This is a genomic window from Afipia sp. DC4300-2b1, assembly GCF_049895725.1.
GTDB lineage: Bacteria > Pseudomonadota > Alphaproteobacteria > Rhizobiales > Xanthobacteraceae > Afipia > Afipia broomeae.
This window is the reverse complement of sequence record NZ_JAFCSX010000004.1, coordinates 134,298-150,395: the sequence shown is the minus strand read 5'-3', so window position 1 is coordinate 150,395 and position 16,098 is coordinate 134,298. Positions and strand designations below refer to the sequence as shown.

General features: G+C 58.9%; 16 protein-coding genes and 1 pseudogene. 5 read left to right on the top strand and 12 right to left on the bottom strand.

Annotated elements, in window-relative coordinates; genetic code table 11:
• The 6 genes from npdG to ACP7AL_RS17240 form a co-directional block, all read right to left on the bottom strand.
• Complete coding sequence (npdG, locus tag ACP7AL_RS17265) at window positions 1-660, bottom strand: NADPH-dependent F420 reductase (protein ID WP_006019474.1); 660 nt, start codon at window positions 658-660, stop codon at window positions 1-3.
• 41 nt (window positions 661-701) lie between these two features.
• Window positions 702-1,478 (bottom strand): LamB/YcsF family protein, encoded by a 777-nt coding sequence (locus ACP7AL_RS17260; protein WP_006019473.1) that lies wholly within the window; start codon window positions 1,476-1,478, stop codon window positions 702-704.
• Window positions 1,479-1,585: 107 nt separating this feature from the next.
• Complete coding sequence (locus tag ACP7AL_RS17255; protein ID WP_425993224.1) at window positions 1,586-2,794, bottom strand: xanthine dehydrogenase family Fe-S subunit; 1,209 nt, start codon at window positions 2,792-2,794, stop codon at window positions 1,586-1,588.
• On the bottom strand, window positions 2,791-3,630 hold the full coding sequence (locus ACP7AL_RS17250) for an FAD binding domain-containing protein (protein WP_425993223.1): 840 nt from the start codon (window positions 3,628-3,630) through the stop codon (window positions 2,791-2,793). The genes ACP7AL_RS17255 and ACP7AL_RS17250 overlap by 4 nt, the downstream gene beginning before the upstream one ends.
• Window positions 3,627-5,990, bottom strand: a complete 2,364-nt coding sequence (locus tag ACP7AL_RS17245; RefSeq protein ID WP_425993222.1) for a xanthine dehydrogenase family protein molybdopterin-binding subunit — start codon at window positions 5,988-5,990, stop codon at window positions 3,627-3,629. Before ACP7AL_RS17245 ends, ACP7AL_RS17250 begins: the two co-directional genes overlap by 4 nt.
• Before the next feature lie 133 nt (window positions 5,991-6,123).
• A complete protein-coding gene (locus ACP7AL_RS17240; RefSeq protein WP_425993221.1) occupies window positions 6,124-6,900 on the bottom strand; it encodes a GntR family transcriptional regulator in 777 nt (258 codons plus the stop codon).
• Window positions 6,901-7,157: 257 nt separating this feature from the next.
• On the opposite strand from ACP7AL_RS17240, the gene pxpB reads away from it, so the two are divergent.
• A complete protein-coding gene (gene pxpB, locus ACP7AL_RS17235) occupies window positions 7,158-7,883 on the top strand; it encodes a 5-oxoprolinase subunit PxpB (RefSeq protein ID WP_425993220.1) in 726 nt (241 codons plus the stop codon).
• A complete protein-coding gene (locus ACP7AL_RS17230) occupies window positions 7,880-8,914 on the top strand; it encodes a biotin-dependent carboxyltransferase family protein (protein ID WP_425993219.1) in 1,035 nt (344 codons plus the stop codon). Before pxpB ends, ACP7AL_RS17230 begins: the two co-directional genes overlap by 4 nt.
• Window positions 8,915-8,928: 14 nt before the next feature.
• On the opposite strand, the gene ACP7AL_RS17225 is transcribed toward ACP7AL_RS17230, so the two are convergent.
• The gene (locus ACP7AL_RS17225; RefSeq protein ID WP_425993218.1) at window positions 8,929-10,119 is read right to left on the bottom strand and encodes a diaminopropionate ammonia-lyase; all 1,191 of its coding nucleotides are present in this window, start codon (window positions 10,117-10,119) and stop codon (window positions 8,929-8,931) included.
• Between the two features lie 94 nt (window positions 10,120-10,213).
• Here ACP7AL_RS17225 and ACP7AL_RS17220 point away from each other — a divergent pair, with 94 nt between their 5' ends.
• A complete protein-coding gene (locus tag ACP7AL_RS17220; protein ID WP_006019465.1) occupies window positions 10,214-10,708 on the top strand; it encodes an Lrp/AsnC family transcriptional regulator in 495 nt (164 codons plus the stop codon).
• 277 nt (window positions 10,709-10,985) lie between these two features.
• On the opposite strand, the gene ACP7AL_RS17215 is transcribed toward ACP7AL_RS17220, so the two are convergent.
• From ACP7AL_RS17215 to ACP7AL_RS17200, 4 genes and pseudogenes are all read right to left on the bottom strand, one after another.
• Complete coding sequence (locus ACP7AL_RS17215; protein ID WP_425993217.1) at window positions 10,986-12,245, bottom strand: Glu/Leu/Phe/Val family dehydrogenase; 1,260 nt, start codon at window positions 12,243-12,245, stop codon at window positions 10,986-10,988.
• A 212-nt stretch (window positions 12,246-12,457) separates the two neighbouring features.
• Window positions 12,458-12,674, bottom strand: a pseudogene (locus tag ACP7AL_RS17210) (UDP-glucose 6-dehydrogenase); the annotation flags it as partial.
• 143 nt (window positions 12,675-12,817) lie between these two features.
• On the bottom strand, window positions 12,818-13,030 hold the full coding sequence (locus tag ACP7AL_RS17205; protein ID WP_083875159.1) for a hypothetical protein: 213 nt from the start codon (window positions 13,028-13,030) through the stop codon (window positions 12,818-12,820).
• A gap of 71 nt (window positions 13,031-13,101) precedes the next feature.
• On the bottom strand, window positions 13,102-13,323 hold the full coding sequence (locus ACP7AL_RS17200) for a cysteine rich repeat-containing protein (RefSeq protein WP_425993216.1): 222 nt from the start codon (window positions 13,321-13,323) through the stop codon (window positions 13,102-13,104).
• 204 nt (window positions 13,324-13,527) lie between these two features.
• On the opposite strand from ACP7AL_RS17200, the gene ACP7AL_RS17195 reads away from it, so the two are divergent.
• Window positions 13,528-13,884: a hypothetical protein gene (locus ACP7AL_RS17195; RefSeq protein WP_006019461.1), complete on the top strand. Its 357-nt coding sequence runs from the start codon at window positions 13,528-13,530 to the stop codon at window positions 13,882-13,884.
• Window positions 13,885-13,900: 16 nt separating this feature from the next.
• Here the strand turns inward: ACP7AL_RS17195 and ACP7AL_RS17190 are convergent, their stop codons facing one another.
• Window positions 13,901-14,689: a cysteine rich repeat-containing protein gene (locus ACP7AL_RS17190; RefSeq protein WP_425993215.1), complete on the bottom strand. Its 789-nt coding sequence runs from the start codon at window positions 14,687-14,689 to the stop codon at window positions 13,901-13,903.
• A gap of 202 nt (window positions 14,690-14,891) precedes the next feature.
• On the opposite strand from ACP7AL_RS17190, the gene ACP7AL_RS17185 reads away from it, so the two are divergent.
• The gene (locus ACP7AL_RS17185) at window positions 14,892-16,088 is read left to right on the top strand and encodes an efflux RND transporter periplasmic adaptor subunit (RefSeq protein ID WP_425993214.1); all 1,197 of its coding nucleotides are present in this window, start codon (window positions 14,892-14,894) and stop codon (window positions 16,086-16,088) included.
• Window positions 16,089-16,098 lie beyond the last annotated feature (10 nt).

The following is a 16,098-nucleotide window of genomic DNA, read 5'->3' as shown; positions in this document are numbered from 1 at the left end:
TCATTGTGGAGCGGGTGGAGAAAGCCCGGTGATACGGATGCCCGCACCGGGAACCTTGTAACGGCGATTGATTCCGATCAGAACCGACGTCAACGCCTCCGCAGCAGCCGAATTGGCGAGCACGCCGCCATCGATACCTGCACTGGCAACCTCGTTCGCCAGTCCGATCACGACGTCACGGGATTCCTTGTCGTTACCGAATACAAGCACGTCGCAATCCGCGCGACCGCCTGCATGTAACTTCGTGGCGCCGACGTTGTGAAACGCGGAAACCACTTTAACACCCTCGCCGAGCAGAGTCTGCGCGATCTGCGCCGCCGAACCCTCGGGAGGAAGCTGCACGACCGACACCTTCGGCGGCACCAGCGGTACAGCCGCATCAACCACGATCTTGCCCTGCACTGCGTCCTTTACCTCGCGCAAGGTCGCATCATGACTGCCGAACGGCACCGCAAGCACCACTATGTCGGCAGATTTCGCCGCGCCGACGTTGTCGTCACCGCGGGCACCGCCGCCAAGCTCCTTGGCAAAGGCCTGAGCCTTCTCCGCCGAACGCGAACCGATGACCACGGAATACCCCGCAGCAAGCCATCGCTTTGCGAGACCTGAACCGAGATCGCCGGTGCCTCCGAGAATAGCAATGCTTGGCTTAGCGCTCATATAACCGGCCTTTCTTCAGATACGACGTCAGTTGCAAATGTTCAGTCGAGCGCCATTTCGGTCAGCGGCACCAGTTTGACACCGGCCTTCTCGAGACCCTCTCGCACCGACTTTGCCAGCGCGACAGCAGTCGGCTCGTCACCATGAACGCAGAGCGAATGAACCTTGCAGGGAATCTGTTTGCCGGTCCGCGTGGTAATCGTGTTGTTCACCACCATGTCGACGACCTGCTTGGTCGCAACCGCCGGGTCCTTGATAACCGAGCCTGGAATCTTGCGCGAGGTTAGATTACCGTCTTCTTCGTACTGGCGGTCGCAGAAGCCTTCCAACGCGACCTTCAGTCCGAGGCTGCGCCCGGCCTTCTCCATCTCGGAGCCGGACAGCGCGAGATAGATGATGCTGTCATCGACCGCCTTGATCGCGCGACCGATCGCAAGCGCGTAATCGTAGTTCTCAGCCGACATGTTGTTGAGCGCGCCATGCGGCTTCAGATGCGTCACCTTCACACCGGAATAGGACGCCAGAGCCTGAAGCGCGCCGATCTGATAGGCGATCATGTTCTCAAGATCGTCGGGGCGCATGTCGATCCGCCGGCGGCCGAAGCCCCAGAGATCGTTGAAACCGGGATGAGCACCAACGCTGACGCCCGCGCGCTTAGCATCAGCAACGACCTGACGCATGGTCAGCGGATCACCGGCATGGAAACCGCAGGCGATGTTGGCGGACCCGATGATCTTCAGAATTCCGTCATCGTCGCCGATATGATAAGCGCCGAAGCCTTCCGCCATGTCTGCGTTGAGGTTGATCTTGATGGTCATTGCTCACTCCGGATTTAGCACGATTGGCGGAAGTGCTTGTTTTTAAGGTCCCGCCAAGCATAAGGTACTATTGTTAGTAAGACAATATCTTTTATCGATGTCGTCGCTTAACGGGAGCCAAAAAGTCGCCCGAACAGGCGCTTGAGCCTCGCCTTCAGGACGTCGAACACGAGCGAAGCTGCATCGAGGCCCGGGGCCTCTCCCTGTATTGCCTCTGTATTCCCGGAAAGCTTTGCCTCGAGGTTCCGGACAAACATGGCAATCAGGCGTCCGGCGACGTCCTGGACGAGCCCGGAGCGGCTGAACTGCGCCAATGCGCCCGTAAGCGTGAACCCAATGCTGACGTCCACACGTGTTTCATTGGGGTTGTCGCCCTGCTTAACGGCGTACCCGACCAGGCCACGCGTCGCAGAGTTGCTGCGCTTGTCCTTGCCCGAACCCATAATGGTTCCGGTCCGCTTCGCATCATCGCGAGTGATGTCGGCGACGCCCTGGAACTCCGCTGAGATCGGGCCGACCTTGACCTTCATCTGACCTTCGACATGGCCGTCAATCGGCTCCCCCGCCAGCGACGCGCCGGGAAGACAAGAGGCAACGCCGGCGATATTGCCGAAGAAGTCCCACACGACATCGACCGGGTGCGCAACGGTAAAGCTCTGGTTGAATGTTGTCTGCGGCTTCCAGTCGGGATCCATACGCGCGGAGGACGCGGACGGCGCGCTGACTTTCTTTGCAGTTCCCGGCGCCGCGACTGCACGGGGCGCAGAGCCAGCAGCCACCGGAGCCGAATGTCCCGACCCTGACGGGCCAAGCCGCGTCCGATTGCCGTTTGGAATCGCGGCAATACCCCGGCTGCGGCGCGCTTCGACGACGCGCTGCACCGCACGAATGATGCCGACATAGCCCGTGCAGCGGCACAGGTTGCCGCTCATCGCGACACGAATGTCATGCTCGCTCGGCGCTTGCATCCGCAGCACCACATCGCGAGCGGACACGAGCATTCCCGGCGTGCAATAGCCGCACTGCAGCGCATGTTCCTGCGCGAACGCGGCGCGCAATTCAGTTGCGATCTCGTCGTTGTCGAGACCCTCGATCGTGGTCACGTCGGCCTGCTGGCAGGCAACCGCAAAGGTGATGCACGAGCGCGTCGGCACGCCATCGACCAAAATCGTGCAAGCACCGCAAACGCCGTGCTCGCAGCCGAGATGAGTGCCGGTGAGGTTCTGGGTCTCACGCACGAAATCGGCGAGATGGGTACGCGGCTGAACATTCGCGCTGACCTGTTTGCCGTTAACTGTGAGGCTGACTGTATTCATGCCGATTGCGCCTGTTCGATAGCGCGCCGCAACGCGACAATATGTGTTTGCTTGTCGAGCGGATCGGTCATACCCGCCGCTTCAATGACCTCGCCAACCGCCTGGCTGTTGAAACCAGCGCCAAGGCGCTCGGCGCGTCCGTCGCCAAGGATGTTGCTGGCTTCAGCGATCACGATGGGCCGGCTCTCCGTCGCCCCGATGACGACACGACTGACCCCGCGATCCGGATCGGAAAGGAATGCCCCGATGGCATGCGCGAACTCACCGGTCTTCCGGCAGCTCTTGTAATAACCCCATCGCGCCGTGCTGCTGAGTTTGGGGACCGTGACGCTGACCAGCATCTCGCCCGGCTGCAAATCGGCTTCCAAGGCACCGACCATGTAGTCCTCAACCGGGATGGTACGCTCGCCGTTTGGCCCGCGCAGCATAACCTTGGCGCCGACGGCTGCCATGATCGAATGCCAGTCCGCGGAAGGATCGGCGTGGGTCAGGCTGCCCCCTATGGTTCCGCGATTGCGCACGGCGCGGTAGGCAATACTGCGCGCCACTGTCGGCAATGCACCGCAGGTTACGTCCGGCACGCGCCGATCTTCGATGTCCGCGTGGGTGATGCATGCGCCAAGCACGATCTCGTCGGAGCGTTGGTCCACGCTGCGAAGCTCGTCGATGCCGGTGATGTCCACTAATAGATCTGGCTGCACGAGGCGCATGTTGAGCATGGGCCCAAGCGACTGACTGCCAGCCATGATCTTGACCATGAGACTGTCGTCACTGATCAGCTTGAGAGCTGCACCGACGTCACCGGGACGCGCGTAATCGAAGTTAACCGGCTTCACGCGAGCACTCCTTCACCGGCTTTTGCGCGTGGTGTGCTCTTGGCTTCCTCGATTGCCTCCAGCACCCTGCGCGGCGTGATCGGCGAGTGCCGTATTTCAGCACCGAGCGACTTAAGCGCGTCATTGACCGCATTGCCGATAGCTCCCGGAGGCGCGATCGCGCCCCCCTCGCCGAGGCCCTTCACACCGAACTCGGTGTATGGCGCCAAGGTCTCCATGTGGCCGAGCTTGGGTTCGGGCACCTCGGTCGGACCGGGCAACAGATAATCCGCGAACGTCGACGCAAGCGGCTGACCGGATGTATCGAAATTCATCTCTTCGTACAACGCGGTGCCGATCCCCTGCGCGAGCCCACCATAAATCTGGCCGTCGACCACCATCGGATTGATGAGTTTTCCGCCATCCTCGACGATCACGTAGTCGAGGAGCTCGATGTCGCCCATTTCCGGATCGACCGCGACGACAGCGATATGGGAGGCGTAGCTGAACGTACCGGAGTCACGCACCGGCTTGTATCCGATGGTCACTTCGAGGCCACGCGGATCGACCGACGGAGGAAGATCCTGCGGGCGGCGATACCAGGTGTAAGCGACTTCCTGCAGGGTCACGCTGCCGCTCGGGCCGACCACGACGCCGTCGCTGAGTTTTACGTTGCTGATATCCGTCTGCAGCAGATGCGCGCCGATTCCAAGCACGAGTTTGCCGAGCTCGCGCGACGCCGTCGCAACCGCTCCGCCGGCCATCACCGCACAGCGTGATCCCCAGCTTCCGGTCGAGTACGGCGTATATTCGGTGTCACCGTGCACCAGTTTGATCTTGGCCGTATCGATGCCCAGAATCTCATGCGCGACCTGCGGCAGCGTGGTTTCCATGCTCTGCCCGTGAGAGTGGACACCGACGCGCAGCTCGAGCCCGCCGTCCGGCGTCATGCGCGCCGTCGCCTGCTCATGGCCTGGCACCATTGGAATGCCCCAACCGGCGTAAACCGATGTTCCGTGTGCGCCCTGCTCGCAATAGACTGACAGGCCGACGCCGATCAGGCGCCCATCCGCCTCGGGTTTCTTCTGACGTTCGCGCAGGGCCGGCAAATCGATCTTGGCCAGCGCCTGACGCAGCGACTCCGGATAATCGCCGCTGTCGAAATGCTTCTTGGTGATATTGTCGAACGGCATCTGGTCCGGCTGCACGAGGTTTTTCAGCCGCACCTCATAAGGCTCGAGACCGGTCTCACGGGCGATGGCATCCATCATCAGTTCAATGGCGAAGCAGACGCCCGTGCGGGCAACGCCGCGATACGGCAGAATTGGACACTTGTTGGTCGCGACGGACCAAGTCCGGCAGCGATAGGACGGAAAATCGTAAGGCCCCGGCAAAATGCTCGCGACCTGCGCGGCCTCAAGACAGGCTGAGAACGGATAAGACGAATAGGCCCCTGAATCGACCGTCGCCTCGCACTCAACACCGCGCAGCTTGCCGTCGCGGTCGGCATAGACGGTGATGTTGTAGTGATGCTCGCGGCAATTGGCGCCTGCAGTGAGATGCTCGCGGCGATCCTCGATCCAGCGTACGGGATAGCCGCAACGCTTTGCAAGCCAGCCGAGACAGACGTCTTCCGTCAGCACGATGCCTTTGTAGCCGAAGCCACCGCCGACATCGGGGGAAACAATGCGGACCTGAATCTGTTCGAGTCCGAGACACTCCGAAAGACCGTTGCGCACGATGTGCGGCTGCTGGTTTCCGGTGTAGAGAACCAGTTGGTCCATGCGCTTGTGCCACATGGCAACGGTACCGCGACCTTCCATCGGCGCCATGCTCTGGCGAGCCGTGGAAATTTCTCGGGTAATCTTGATGGGCGCATCGTACGCCGCTTCCATATTCACATCGACGAACGTCTCCAGGAAGATGTTATCCCCCCAGTGCTCGTGGAGCAGCGCCGAATCCGGGCTCTTCGCGAGCAGCATGTCGTGAACGGCAGGCAATTCCTCGAAATCCACCTCCACGGCGGCGGCAATGTCTTCTGCCTCCGCCCGCGTATCCGCGACGCACATGGCGATCAGCTCGCCGACCTGACGCACTTTTTCGAAGGCCAGAATCGGCTGCTCGGAAACCTTGAAACCCGGCAGGCCCGATACAGCGCGGATCGGCTTCACACCTTCAAGGTCAGCCGCAATGAAAACACTGTCACGGTACTCGGGCGGAATCCGTATGCCCTTGATCCGCGCGTGAGCCAGAGGACTCCGGACGAAGGCCACATCGCGCATGCCGGGCAACCGTATATCGCCGACGAATTCGCCCCGTCCGCGCATCAGGCGGTCATCTTCCTTGCGGAGAAGCCGCGCGCCTACGCCTTGCTCAACCATGCCAATTTCCTTCAACGGAGGCGGAACACCACCGGCCAAATTCATCCTATTTTTAGGACGATAGCAAGACCTCGTTCGCGCGAATTCTGGAACAAAGTAAAGCTGCTGAAAAAAGCTGCTCAGTGCACCGGAACTAGGCTTTTCCGGATTTCCGCCGCGTCAGGTTGACGGTCTTATGCCCGTTCCGGGATTTCTTTTCCCGCAGCGGCTTGGTACCCAAAAGGTCCATTTGCAGCTTGATGCTTTCGCTGCGGTAAATGATATCGCCGACATAGATCGCGATACCGCCGTCATCAATGACAACGCAGTGGGCCTCGACGGTCGGGGCGCCGATCGAAATCTTCAGAAGATCTGCGATTTCGGGGTCCGCGCTACCGATCGTCAGCGTCTGATGCGCCTCGGACAGGGTAATTTCATCCATGGCGTCGATGACAACAAGCGCGGCCGCATTCTTGAACCGTACGGGGTTCAGATCGAAGATTTCCCGCGCCAGAAGAAGATTGACGACCGAATAAGGATCCTCATTGCGGTACTGAACGCTGCGCAGCTTGACGTAGCTGGAGGCGAGATCGCCATCGGACTCTCCCAGAACAGGCGGAGCCACGCCCTCATCGATCGCCAGCCGCCGCGGCACGTTGTCCTTGAGCGATTCGATCAAGGTGGCCCAACTGGTCGCAAGCTTGACCCAATGCCGGTCCTGGGTCTTCTTCGAAACAAAGGTGCCGAGTCCCTGGCGCGCCTGAAGCAGGCCCTCCTCGCGCAGAATGTCCACAGCTTGCCTTACCGTGACGCGCGCCACCTCGAACTCGCGTTCGAGTTCTTCAAGCGTGGAAATCTTGTCCCCAGCGCTCCACTGCCCGGATTGAATCCGTGTCCTCAACACCGATGCGACCTGAATATACAGGGGCACTCTGCTGCGGTCGTATGCCTTTAACAGTCTGGACACATTATTACTTCTTCTGGAATCTGGGACTCGCAGCGAAGATCATAACTGACGCCGACATCAAAGCAATGCGCTAGCTGACGGGGCGACATGAGCCAAAGCGTGAACTTTCGCCGAGTGGATCACGCTCGATTTTCGTCCTGCCTGCACGGATATTCAAGGAGGATTTGACGAAGTCATACTATCTTTAGTACTATAATATCAATCAAACGAATGTGGACCGCATGGCTGATTTCCGGATTTTAAAGGCGGCGGACAGCGCCCTTGTGATCGAGTTCGGATCTGCCATCGACCGCAAGATTAGCGATCGTGTCCTGGCCTTGGCCGCGGCTCTGGAACAAGCCAGATTGCCTGGCGTGACCGAGGTGATCGCCACATTCCGTTCGCTCAGCGTGAACTACGACCCGCTGACGACAACCGGCAGCGAACTTGAGCAAGCTATTGCAGCATTCGTGGACCAACCCGCTCAATCAACCCACCGTAAGCGGTTATGGGCCATCCCCGCCTGCTACGATCCGAAATTCGCACCCGATATCGAAGAGGTAGCAAAGGCCAAAGGTCTTTCGGTTTCTGAAGTCGCAGCGCTCCACGCCGGCACGCAATATCATGTCTACATGATCGGATTTGTCCCCGGTTATCCCTACATGGGCGATTTGCCGGAGAAACTGCAATTGCCGCGCAGGTCGGACCCTCGCCTGCGCGTTCCTCCCGGCTCGCTCGCGATCGCAACCAGCATGACCGCCGTCTACCCATACGAGAGCCCGGGAGGCTGGCATTTGATCGGAACCTCGCCCGTTCGTTTCTTTGATGCGGCATCGGCAAGGGGGTCCCTGCTCGGCCCCGGTGACGGCGTCAGGTTCGAGCCGGTCACACCGGAAGAGTTTGACCGAATTCGCAAAGCTGTGGACCGCAATGACTACATTCCGGACAGCACGGAGCTTGCGGCGTGATTTCTGTGCTCAAAGTTATCGCGCCCGGCTTTCACACCACCGTGCAGGACGAAGGACGGCGCGGCTTTCAGCACGTCGGGGTGCCAGTTTCCGGCGCCCTCGACCGCAGCGGCTTCACGCTGGCAAATGCGCTAGTGGGAAACGGGCAGAACGCATCGTGTCTGGAAATCATCGGCTCCGGTCCTGAACTGGAGGTTGTCAGCTCATCCGTCCGCGTGGCCCTTGTCGGGAGCGGCGGCGGGCTCGATATCGTCGGGCGCGAGGATCCCTTTATCCCTTCAGGACAGTCGATCCGGTTGACCAAAGGCGAGATCGTACGCGTGCGTCTGGGCGGCGATGCGTTCTGCTCTTATCTCGCGATTGAGGGCGGTTTCGACGTCCCGCTGTGCCTCGGCAGCCGATCGACCTATACGCGCGCCGGCTTTGGCGGACTGTCCGGACGGCAGCTCCGCGCTGGCGATGTCCTCGACGGATCAATCGAGGACGTCGCGGCGCGCGAAGAAGTCACTCTGAGCGAACAGCGCAATCTCCGTTTTGATCAGCCGATCCGCGTCGTGCTCGGCCCGCAGGATGAATATTTCACTGAAGATGCCATCCGCGAACTTCTGTCGAGCACTTACACCATTACGCCGGCATCCGACCGGATGGGGTTTCGCCTCGACGGCCCAACTCTTGCACACAAAAGCGACTACAACATCGTCTCGGACGGTATCGTTGCCGGATCGATTCAGGTGCCCGGCTCGAAGCTTCCCATTGTTCTGATGGTCGATGCCCAGACGACAGGCGGCTATCCAAAGATCGCCACGGTCATTTCCGCTGACTTGCCGCTGCTCGGCGTCCGCGGCGCGGGTCGCACCGTGAGATTCAAAGCTGTCTCACGGGAAGAAGCCGAAGCGATCCGCCGGGCGGAGCATCAGGATGTCCTGAGCATCATTCAGGACATCCGGCCCGTAGGCGAGATGCAGGGCATCAATCTCAAGGCGCTGTATACGTGCAACCTGATTGATGGTGTCGTCGATGCGACGGCTTGATCAGGAATTCCCGATCAGGCCGGGACAAGAATGCGCGGATCGACGCCGGTCAGGCTCTTGTAGATCGAGGGATCGGTCGCACCCTCGGTATTGAAGAGAAGCACGCGCGAATTCGCGTTCAATCCAAGCAATTCGCGGCCCTGCGGATCAGAGGCCGCAGCGAGCAGACCGGCCAGGCCTGCGCCACCACTTTCACCTGCGACCACGCGGCTTCGTCCATTTTCTGCTCGAGCCAACTGCTTCATCGCAGCGATCGCATCGGGATCACGGACGGTCATGTAAGCTTCCGCCAGCCGGGACAGAATGCCCCACGCCAGCATCGATGGTTCGTAACATTCGAGCATCGCCATCACGGTCGGCTCGACCGGCGCGATCTTGACCGGCGCGTCGGCCTCATTGCTGGCGAGCAGACACGCCGCGCGATCGGGCTCGACAATGATGAATTTGGGCCGGGAAGTGCCGCTACGGAGCGTGAGATTTGCAGCAATGGCGGCGGCAAACCCGCCAACACCTGCCTGCAAGAATACATGCGTCGGCAGTTCCGCCATTTCATCAAGAATCTCGGAGACCATCGCGGTGTAGCCCTGCATCACGAGACGAGGAATGCGCTCGTAACCCGGCCACGACGTGTCGGATACAATGATCCAGTTGTTGGCATGACAGACGCGTTCTGCTTCAGCGACCGCGTCATCGTAGTTGCCGTCAACTTCGATAACATTGGCGCCGAAGCGCGCAATCGCCGCGATCCGCTCAGGACTGACGCCTTCGTGAACGAAGATATTGGCCTGGCATCCGGCGAGATTGGCTCCGGCGGCAACGGACCGGCCGTGATTTCCGTCTGTCGCACAGCCGACATTGATGTTGCGCACAACTGCGCGCACGTCGGGGTCGAGCAATTCGCCGGGAAGCACAGGGCGGCCGAGCACGCGGGCCGCCTCTTCAAGCGCGAGACAAACCACGGCGTAAGCACCGCCCAACGACTTGAAACTGCCAAGCCCAAACCGCCCGCTCTCGTCCTTGATATCAACCGATCGCACGCCCGCCGTGGCCGCCACCTCGCCCAGAGAGAGCAGCGGCGACGGCCGATAACTCGGGTGCAGCCGCAGCATTGCCAGCGCTTTTTCGGCGGCCACCGGTCCAAACATCTCCTGATCCAGGGCCAGGAGGGTCTTGCCGCGGTTGATGCTCTTGTTGCGTTCAATCATATCTGCACCTCTTTCGGATGCAAAATTAGCTTACTTGACGTGCTATTTTACCCCTGATTTTATGGTCTAAGCGCAACAATCTTGCGAGAAATCGATGGCACCTTCAAAAAGCATCCAACTGGACGAATTCGACCTCGCCATTCTCGAGGAGTTGCAGGTCAACAACCGCACATCGCTTCAAGAGATCGGAAAATCCGTCAATCTGTCGGCCGCCGCCGTGCAGCGACGAGTCCGGCGGATGGAAGACGCGCGCGTTATTCAATCCAACGTGGCAATTGTTGATCCCGCCAGCGTTGGGCGTCCCATTACGATTGTCGTGGAAGTACAGATCGACAGCGAACAGGCGGATCTGATGGATTCGGCGCGCCGTGAGTTCGCCGCCGCGCCTGAAGTTCAGCAATGCTACTACGTGACAGGTGCTGCGGACTTCATCCTCGTCCTCACCGTGTCGACCATGGAAGAGTATGAGCAGCTCAGCCGCCGCCTGTTCCTCGAAAACCGGAACGTGAAGCACTTCAATACGTTTGTCGCGATGAACCGCGTCAAGACGAGTCTGAGGGTGCCGCTGATACCGGGCAAAGGCCTTTGAAATTTTTGCCGACGCCAAATCTTATCAACGCTTCTAAGGGAAATACCCGCACAATAGGCCCGCTCACAACTCTCGCCGATGCCTTCAAGCACGATCGTCATATAGAGACCGGGCTTCATGATCCCCTGTGTGCGAAGATCGTTCGGCAGGTGCAGATCGCGCGGATTAAGAATGCAGCTGGGATTATCAAGCCAGATCATGCTTTGGGAAAATGTGTCTTCAACAGGTGAGAGGCCAGTTCAGAGCTATTTGAAATTGAGGGGCGGCGTTCTTCCACCTATGGAAACAGCCCGCGCGTCGTCTTTGCGGCGCGTACGCGCTCCACGCCGATGGCCATGGCGGCCGTCCGATTAAAGATCTTGTCGCGTTTCGCGCGCACAGCCATCTGATCGAAAGCTCGATCGAGAATCTGATATTCACGCCGCATCACCTCTTCTTCTTCCCAGAAGAGCTGTTGCAAATCCTGCACCCATTCGAAATAGCTGACCACGACACCACCGGCATTGCAAAGAATGTCGGGTATCAGGAAAATTTCATCCTGGCGTCTTTCGAGCACGAGGTCGGCATCGGGGGTCGTGGGACCATTCGCACCCTCCGCGAGAACCTTGCATTGCAGTTTTTCGGCGATGGTCGCGTCAATAACGCGCTCGGTAGCCGCCGGTACAAGGACATCGCAAGGCAGCGTCAGGATGGTAGATGGGTCGCACATCAGTTCCTTGGAGTAGCCTTGAAGGCTCCCGTGTTCGGTGACATGCCTGATCAAGGAGGTGACATCCAGACCCGTGGCGCGATGCAAGGCACAGGTATGATCGCTGACTGCGATGACAGTCACACCCATTGCTTGCAGTTCTGCGGCTGCGATCGATCCGACGTTTCCAAAGCCTTGAACCACGGCCGTTGCATTGTTCAAGGTGATCGCACGTTCAAGCATCACCCGCTTGGCCAGATGAGCGACCCCGCGGCCCGTCGCTTCCCGCCGCCCCAAGGTCCCGCCCGCACTGACCGGCTTGCCTGTTACGATTTCGGTGACGGTGCGTCCTTGATACATCGAATATGTATCCATGAACCACGCCATCACTTGTTCATTCGTCCCCATATCCGGCGCCATCACATCGACGTGAGGCCCGACAAACGGAATCATCTCCTGCATGTAACGGCGAGAGAGATTTTCCAGCTCCCGTGCGGACAAGCTCAAGGGATCCACGCCGATACCGCCCTTGGCGCCGCCATATGGCAAGCCAACAAGCGCACACTTCCAGCTCATCCAGATTGCGAGCGCGGCAACTTCCCCAAGGTCAACGCTTGCAGCGAAGCGTGTTCCGCCCTTGGTCGGACCGAGCGTCAGATGATGCTGAACGCGATAACCCTCAAAGACCGCGGTCGATCCATCATCGCGATGGACAGGGCATGAAATAACAATCGCGCGCTTCGGCATGAGAAGTCTGTCGCGATCGTCCTTTGGAATCGCCAGATAGTCCGCGATGACACCAAACTGCTTCACAGCCATCTCAAAAACCGGACCGCTATAGACTGTCATCTATGTCGCACCTGTTAATTGGAGGTAGAGGAAGAGCTGGTCACGTCTGCTGAGCGGGCACCGATGGCTTCACGAAAGCATGACAATCGCCGGGAGCGATTCTTCATCCGCACATTAGCAATTCGGGCAAGCGTTGGCTGCGGAATTCACTTCCAGAATTGAGCATGGAGCGCGATGCTGCGCTGCATCCAGCGCTGCAAAGTGCTCTGCAATCATGGAAAACCGTCTGCTACCGGCTGCGGTCGCCCTACCCCGCAATACAGAATGCCACTTCGCGAGACTTCGTCCGGCGAGTAGATATTGCGAAGATCCACAATGACGGGAGTGGCCATGATCGCCGAAGACGTTCACGACTGCTCCTTTATCCTGAAGCGCCGTGATCAGCGGGATGGGCGGTGCATCACGCATGTCGTCGGTGTTTGGCTTGAACACCTCGCTCCATCCGTCACAAACATTGTGCGAATGTCGTCCACCGTATCGACGCCTTGCCGGAAGATAAAGGCAACTCATCGTCTTGAACATCTGATCAAGCCGATACGCCGAGAGACGACCTGCAACAAGCAGAGCCCGTGTTATCTACAGCGGCGTACACGCACGCCATCAACCCACACGGTACGACAAACTACAGCTGGCGGACGGCGAACAACAACGGCTCCCCGAGCTCCAGCGCAACCGGCGCGGTATACACCCTTCGCGCAAACCACCGCACCGGCGTCCGTCGTTCGAATAACCATTGTCCCGGAAAACGCCAGAACGGCAGACGCAATCAGCAGAAATGAGCGCATGGCAAACTCCCAAAGCTGTCTTGTTTGATCCTTGAAGCAAGCGATTTTCTCAAGCCGTCAGCGCCGCTGACTTACTTATTCTCCGCAGCGATTAGGACTTTCTTGCATGCCGCGGTGAGCTTGTCGCTTGATTTGGACAGACAAGCGATAATTCGCCCCCCTCCCGGCTCGACGCCCTTACAGAATTTTTCATAATCACCCATGCAGGCGCTACGCTGCTCGGCCGTCAAATCCTGCGAATACGCAGCTCCGGAAACGCACAGAAGAGCGGCAATCAGTATGACATGTCGCATGTGTATGCTCCCTTTTCCGATTCAGTTGATCCTACGCGGCAGGCAAAGTCCCCATTAAGCCCGCAGTTGCCATGGGGAAACGACAGGCGGAGGTTCTTGCTTCTTTGTCCGGTAGCCGTTGTACTGAGACGATTTGAAATCTTTGATCGGGCAACTGCTCAAAGCCGGCGCATCCGAAACCGGCCACAGTCGTGGGGGAAAACCATGGAGAATATCAGAGCCAAGTGGCTTACGTTCTACGCTGACCATGTCGAACCAGCCTCGAAGGAAATGTTTGGTCACGTCGAGAAAATGATCGTGGCAACATTGGTGATATCGGCAGGTGCACATGTCTCCAGCACTGACCCCGCCATACTTTTGTTCGGCTACTTACGTCACGGCCTCATTGGCCGTGGCGTGGAGTTGTTTGGTATCGTTCTTCTCGTTCTGAATTTTCTTGACGGCTTGTATAAGCTTTCAAAGTTGAATTGGCATATCGCTTACCAAATCGCCATGTCGATCTGTTACATCGTTTTGAGCGTCCGATTGGTCCAGTTGATCCTTGCCTTCCGCGGAGAGTAGCCTGCCGGTTTGGCGATTACTGCGCCGCGAACTGGCTCAGTACATCCTTGCACGCGGGTGACAGCGAACCAGCCCGCACAGCCAGACACTGCACGATACGGCCGCCACCGGGCGCGACGCCTCCGCAAAGCGCGCGAACGTCTCCACCGCAGGCTGATCGCAGGACAAACAGCTCCTCGCGCGGCCGCATCGGCCGCAAAACCAATGCAGGCGCGGGAGCCGCCGCAGAACTTGCTGCCGGTGCTGCGCTCCCCTCGGCTGGAGCGGCAGTGCCGCCGCTAACAGCATTCACAGCCTGTTGGCAGCTCGCCGAAAGTTTCGACTTGTTTTTTTCCAGACAATTCAAAGCCGGTGCGCCCCCAGGCGGGACGCTCGCGCAATTCTTCTGATAGTCGGAGCGGCAGGCGCTGCGTATGGCTGCAGTCTGTGCGTCTGTGGGCTTTTGCGAGGGTGTCGTCGCAGCGGCCTTCGGAGCTGCGGCAGGCGCAGCAGCTTTCGCCGGTGCGGGAGCGGCAGGTGCCGGAGCGGTTTCTGCCTTCGGCGCGGCCGCGGGTTCGATGGCCTTCACCGCTTGCTGACAGGAGCCGGACAGTTTCGACATGTTTTTCTGCAGGCACTGCAACGACGCTGCACCACCCGGCGGTACGCTGGCGCAGTTCACTTCATAGTCCGAACGACACGCCGAGCGGATGGCATTTCGTTGTTCGTCAGTAGGTTGCTGGGATATCGCTGACATTGCCGTCGCCAGAACGATCATTACAGAGAGCGACCATAGCGCTGCCACACGTTTCAACGTGTCAGTCATTTGAAGAAATCCCTATCGGCGTCCGAAGGACAATGCCCGCAACAGAAGTGAATTCGAAAAAACTTGTCAGCAAATTCCTAGTTGACGATATCATTTTCTGTTTTGGGTTCCACCGCAAGTGGATTGTTGTTATCCATAGGGCTGCGGACGCAATTTTCCAGCGGAATAATTTCCGCAAGAAATTTTTGAATAGGGCACCGAAATGAGAGCTTCGTGTCCGGCCAGTATTAAATTTCCCGGCGCCACCAGGCGCAACGCATCTGCTATCCCGCGTATTCCTCTCGTCATATTTTCACTGGCCGCGCTAACTGCTTGCGAACAGAATAGTTTCGTCCCGCCGCCGCCGCCGAAAGTCGATGTCGGCGTTCCCGTGCAGCGCACAATCACGCGGTATTTAACAGCCACCGGCAACACCGCTCCATTCAAATCAGTCGATCTGGTGGCGCGCGTACAGGGTGTCCTTCAGACAATCAGCTACGAAGACGGCGCGTTCGTAAAACAGGGTACAACCCTGTTCACGATCGAGCCTGAAACCTACAAATTGAAACTTGAGCAGGCGCAGGCCGCCGAGGCCGGTGCGCAGGCCTCGTTGAAGCAGGCAGAAGCCGATTTCAAACGTCAGTCGGACTTGGTCACCAGACAGATCGTCTCGCAGGCAACGCTAGAACAGTCCACATCCGCGCGTGATAACGCGCAGGCCAATCTGCAACAGGCTCAGATCAACACCAAGATTGCGGCCGTCAATTACGGCTACACCAATGTGACGGCGCCGTTTGACGGGATCGTCAGCGCGCACCTTGTTTCGGTTGGAGAACTGGTGGGCGCCGCCTCTCCAACCCAGCTCGCGACAATTGTCGCATTCGATCCAATCTACGTAAACTTCAACGTCAACGAACAGGACGTTCTACGCATACGCGCGGCCGCCGCCAAAAGAGGGCTGACACCGAAAGACCTCAAAGACACTCCCGTCGAAGTCGGTCTACAGACCGAGGCTGGTTATCCGCACACGGGTAAACTCGACTACGCCTCGCCAACCATCAACCAGGCAACGGGCACACTTGCGGTACGCGGGATCTTTCAAAACACTAGCCGTGTGTTGATTCCCGGATACTATGTGCGCGTCCGCGTTCCGCTCGATAAGCAGGATGCCCTGCTCGTTCCCGATGTCGCGCTCGGCAGCGACCAGGCGGGACGATATGTCCTTGTTGTCAATAAGGAAAATGTCGTCGAGCAGCGCAAGGTTCAGACCGGGCCTCTCGACGGCGAATTGCGCGTGATCGAGAGCGGCCTCAAGGCCGATGATCCTGTCGTTATTGCCGGCCTGCTTCGCGCAATCCCCGGTCAGAAGGTCGATCCTCAGCTACAAAAGATAGACCAGCCTCGCGCTTCGGCGAACTAGGGACCGAGGA

Coding starts and splice junctions, on each gene's coding strand:
- ACP7AL_RS17220 (WP_006019465.1), top strand. CDS start 10,214: ATGGCACCTTCAAAAAGCATCCAACTGGACGAATTCGACCTCGCCATT.
- ACP7AL_RS17255 (WP_425993224.1), bottom strand. CDS start 2,794: ATGAATACAGTCAGCCTCACAGTTAACGGCAAACAGGTCAGCGCGAAT.
- ACP7AL_RS17205 (WP_083875159.1), bottom strand. CDS start 13,030: ATGCGCTCATTTCTGCTGATTGCGTCTGCCGTTCTGGCGTTTTCCGGG.
- ACP7AL_RS17190 (WP_425993215.1), bottom strand. CDS start 14,689: ATGACTGACACGTTGAAACGTGTGGCAGCGCTATGGTCGCTCTCTGTA.
- ACP7AL_RS17225 (WP_425993218.1), bottom strand. CDS start 10,119: ATGATTGAACGCAACAAGAGCATCAACCGCGGCAAGACCCTCCTGGCC.
- pxpB (WP_425993220.1), top strand. CDS start 7,158: ATGGCTGATTTCCGGATTTTAAAGGCGGCGGACAGCGCCCTTGTGATC.
- ACP7AL_RS17185 (WP_425993214.1), top strand. CDS start 14,892: ATGAGAGCTTCGTGTCCGGCCAGTATTAAATTTCCCGGCGCCACCAGG.
- ACP7AL_RS17260 (WP_006019473.1), bottom strand. CDS start 1,478: ATGACCATCAAGATCAACCTCAACGCAGACATGGCGGAAGGCTTCGGC.
- ACP7AL_RS17215 (WP_425993217.1), bottom strand. CDS start 12,245: ATGACAGTCTATAGCGGTCCGGTTTTTGAGATGGCTGTGAAGCAGTTT.
- ACP7AL_RS17245 (WP_425993222.1), bottom strand. CDS start 5,990: ATGGTTGAGCAAGGCGTAGGCGCGCGGCTTCTCCGCAAGGAAGATGAC.
- ACP7AL_RS17200 (WP_425993216.1), bottom strand. CDS start 13,323: ATGCGACATGTCATACTGATTGCCGCTCTTCTGTGCGTTTCCGGAGCT.
- npdG (WP_006019474.1), bottom strand. CDS start 660: ATGAGCGCTAAGCCAAGCATTGCTATTCTCGGAGGCACCGGCGATCTC.
- ACP7AL_RS17195 (WP_006019461.1), top strand. CDS start 13,528: ATGGAGAATATCAGAGCCAAGTGGCTTACGTTCTACGCTGACCATGTC.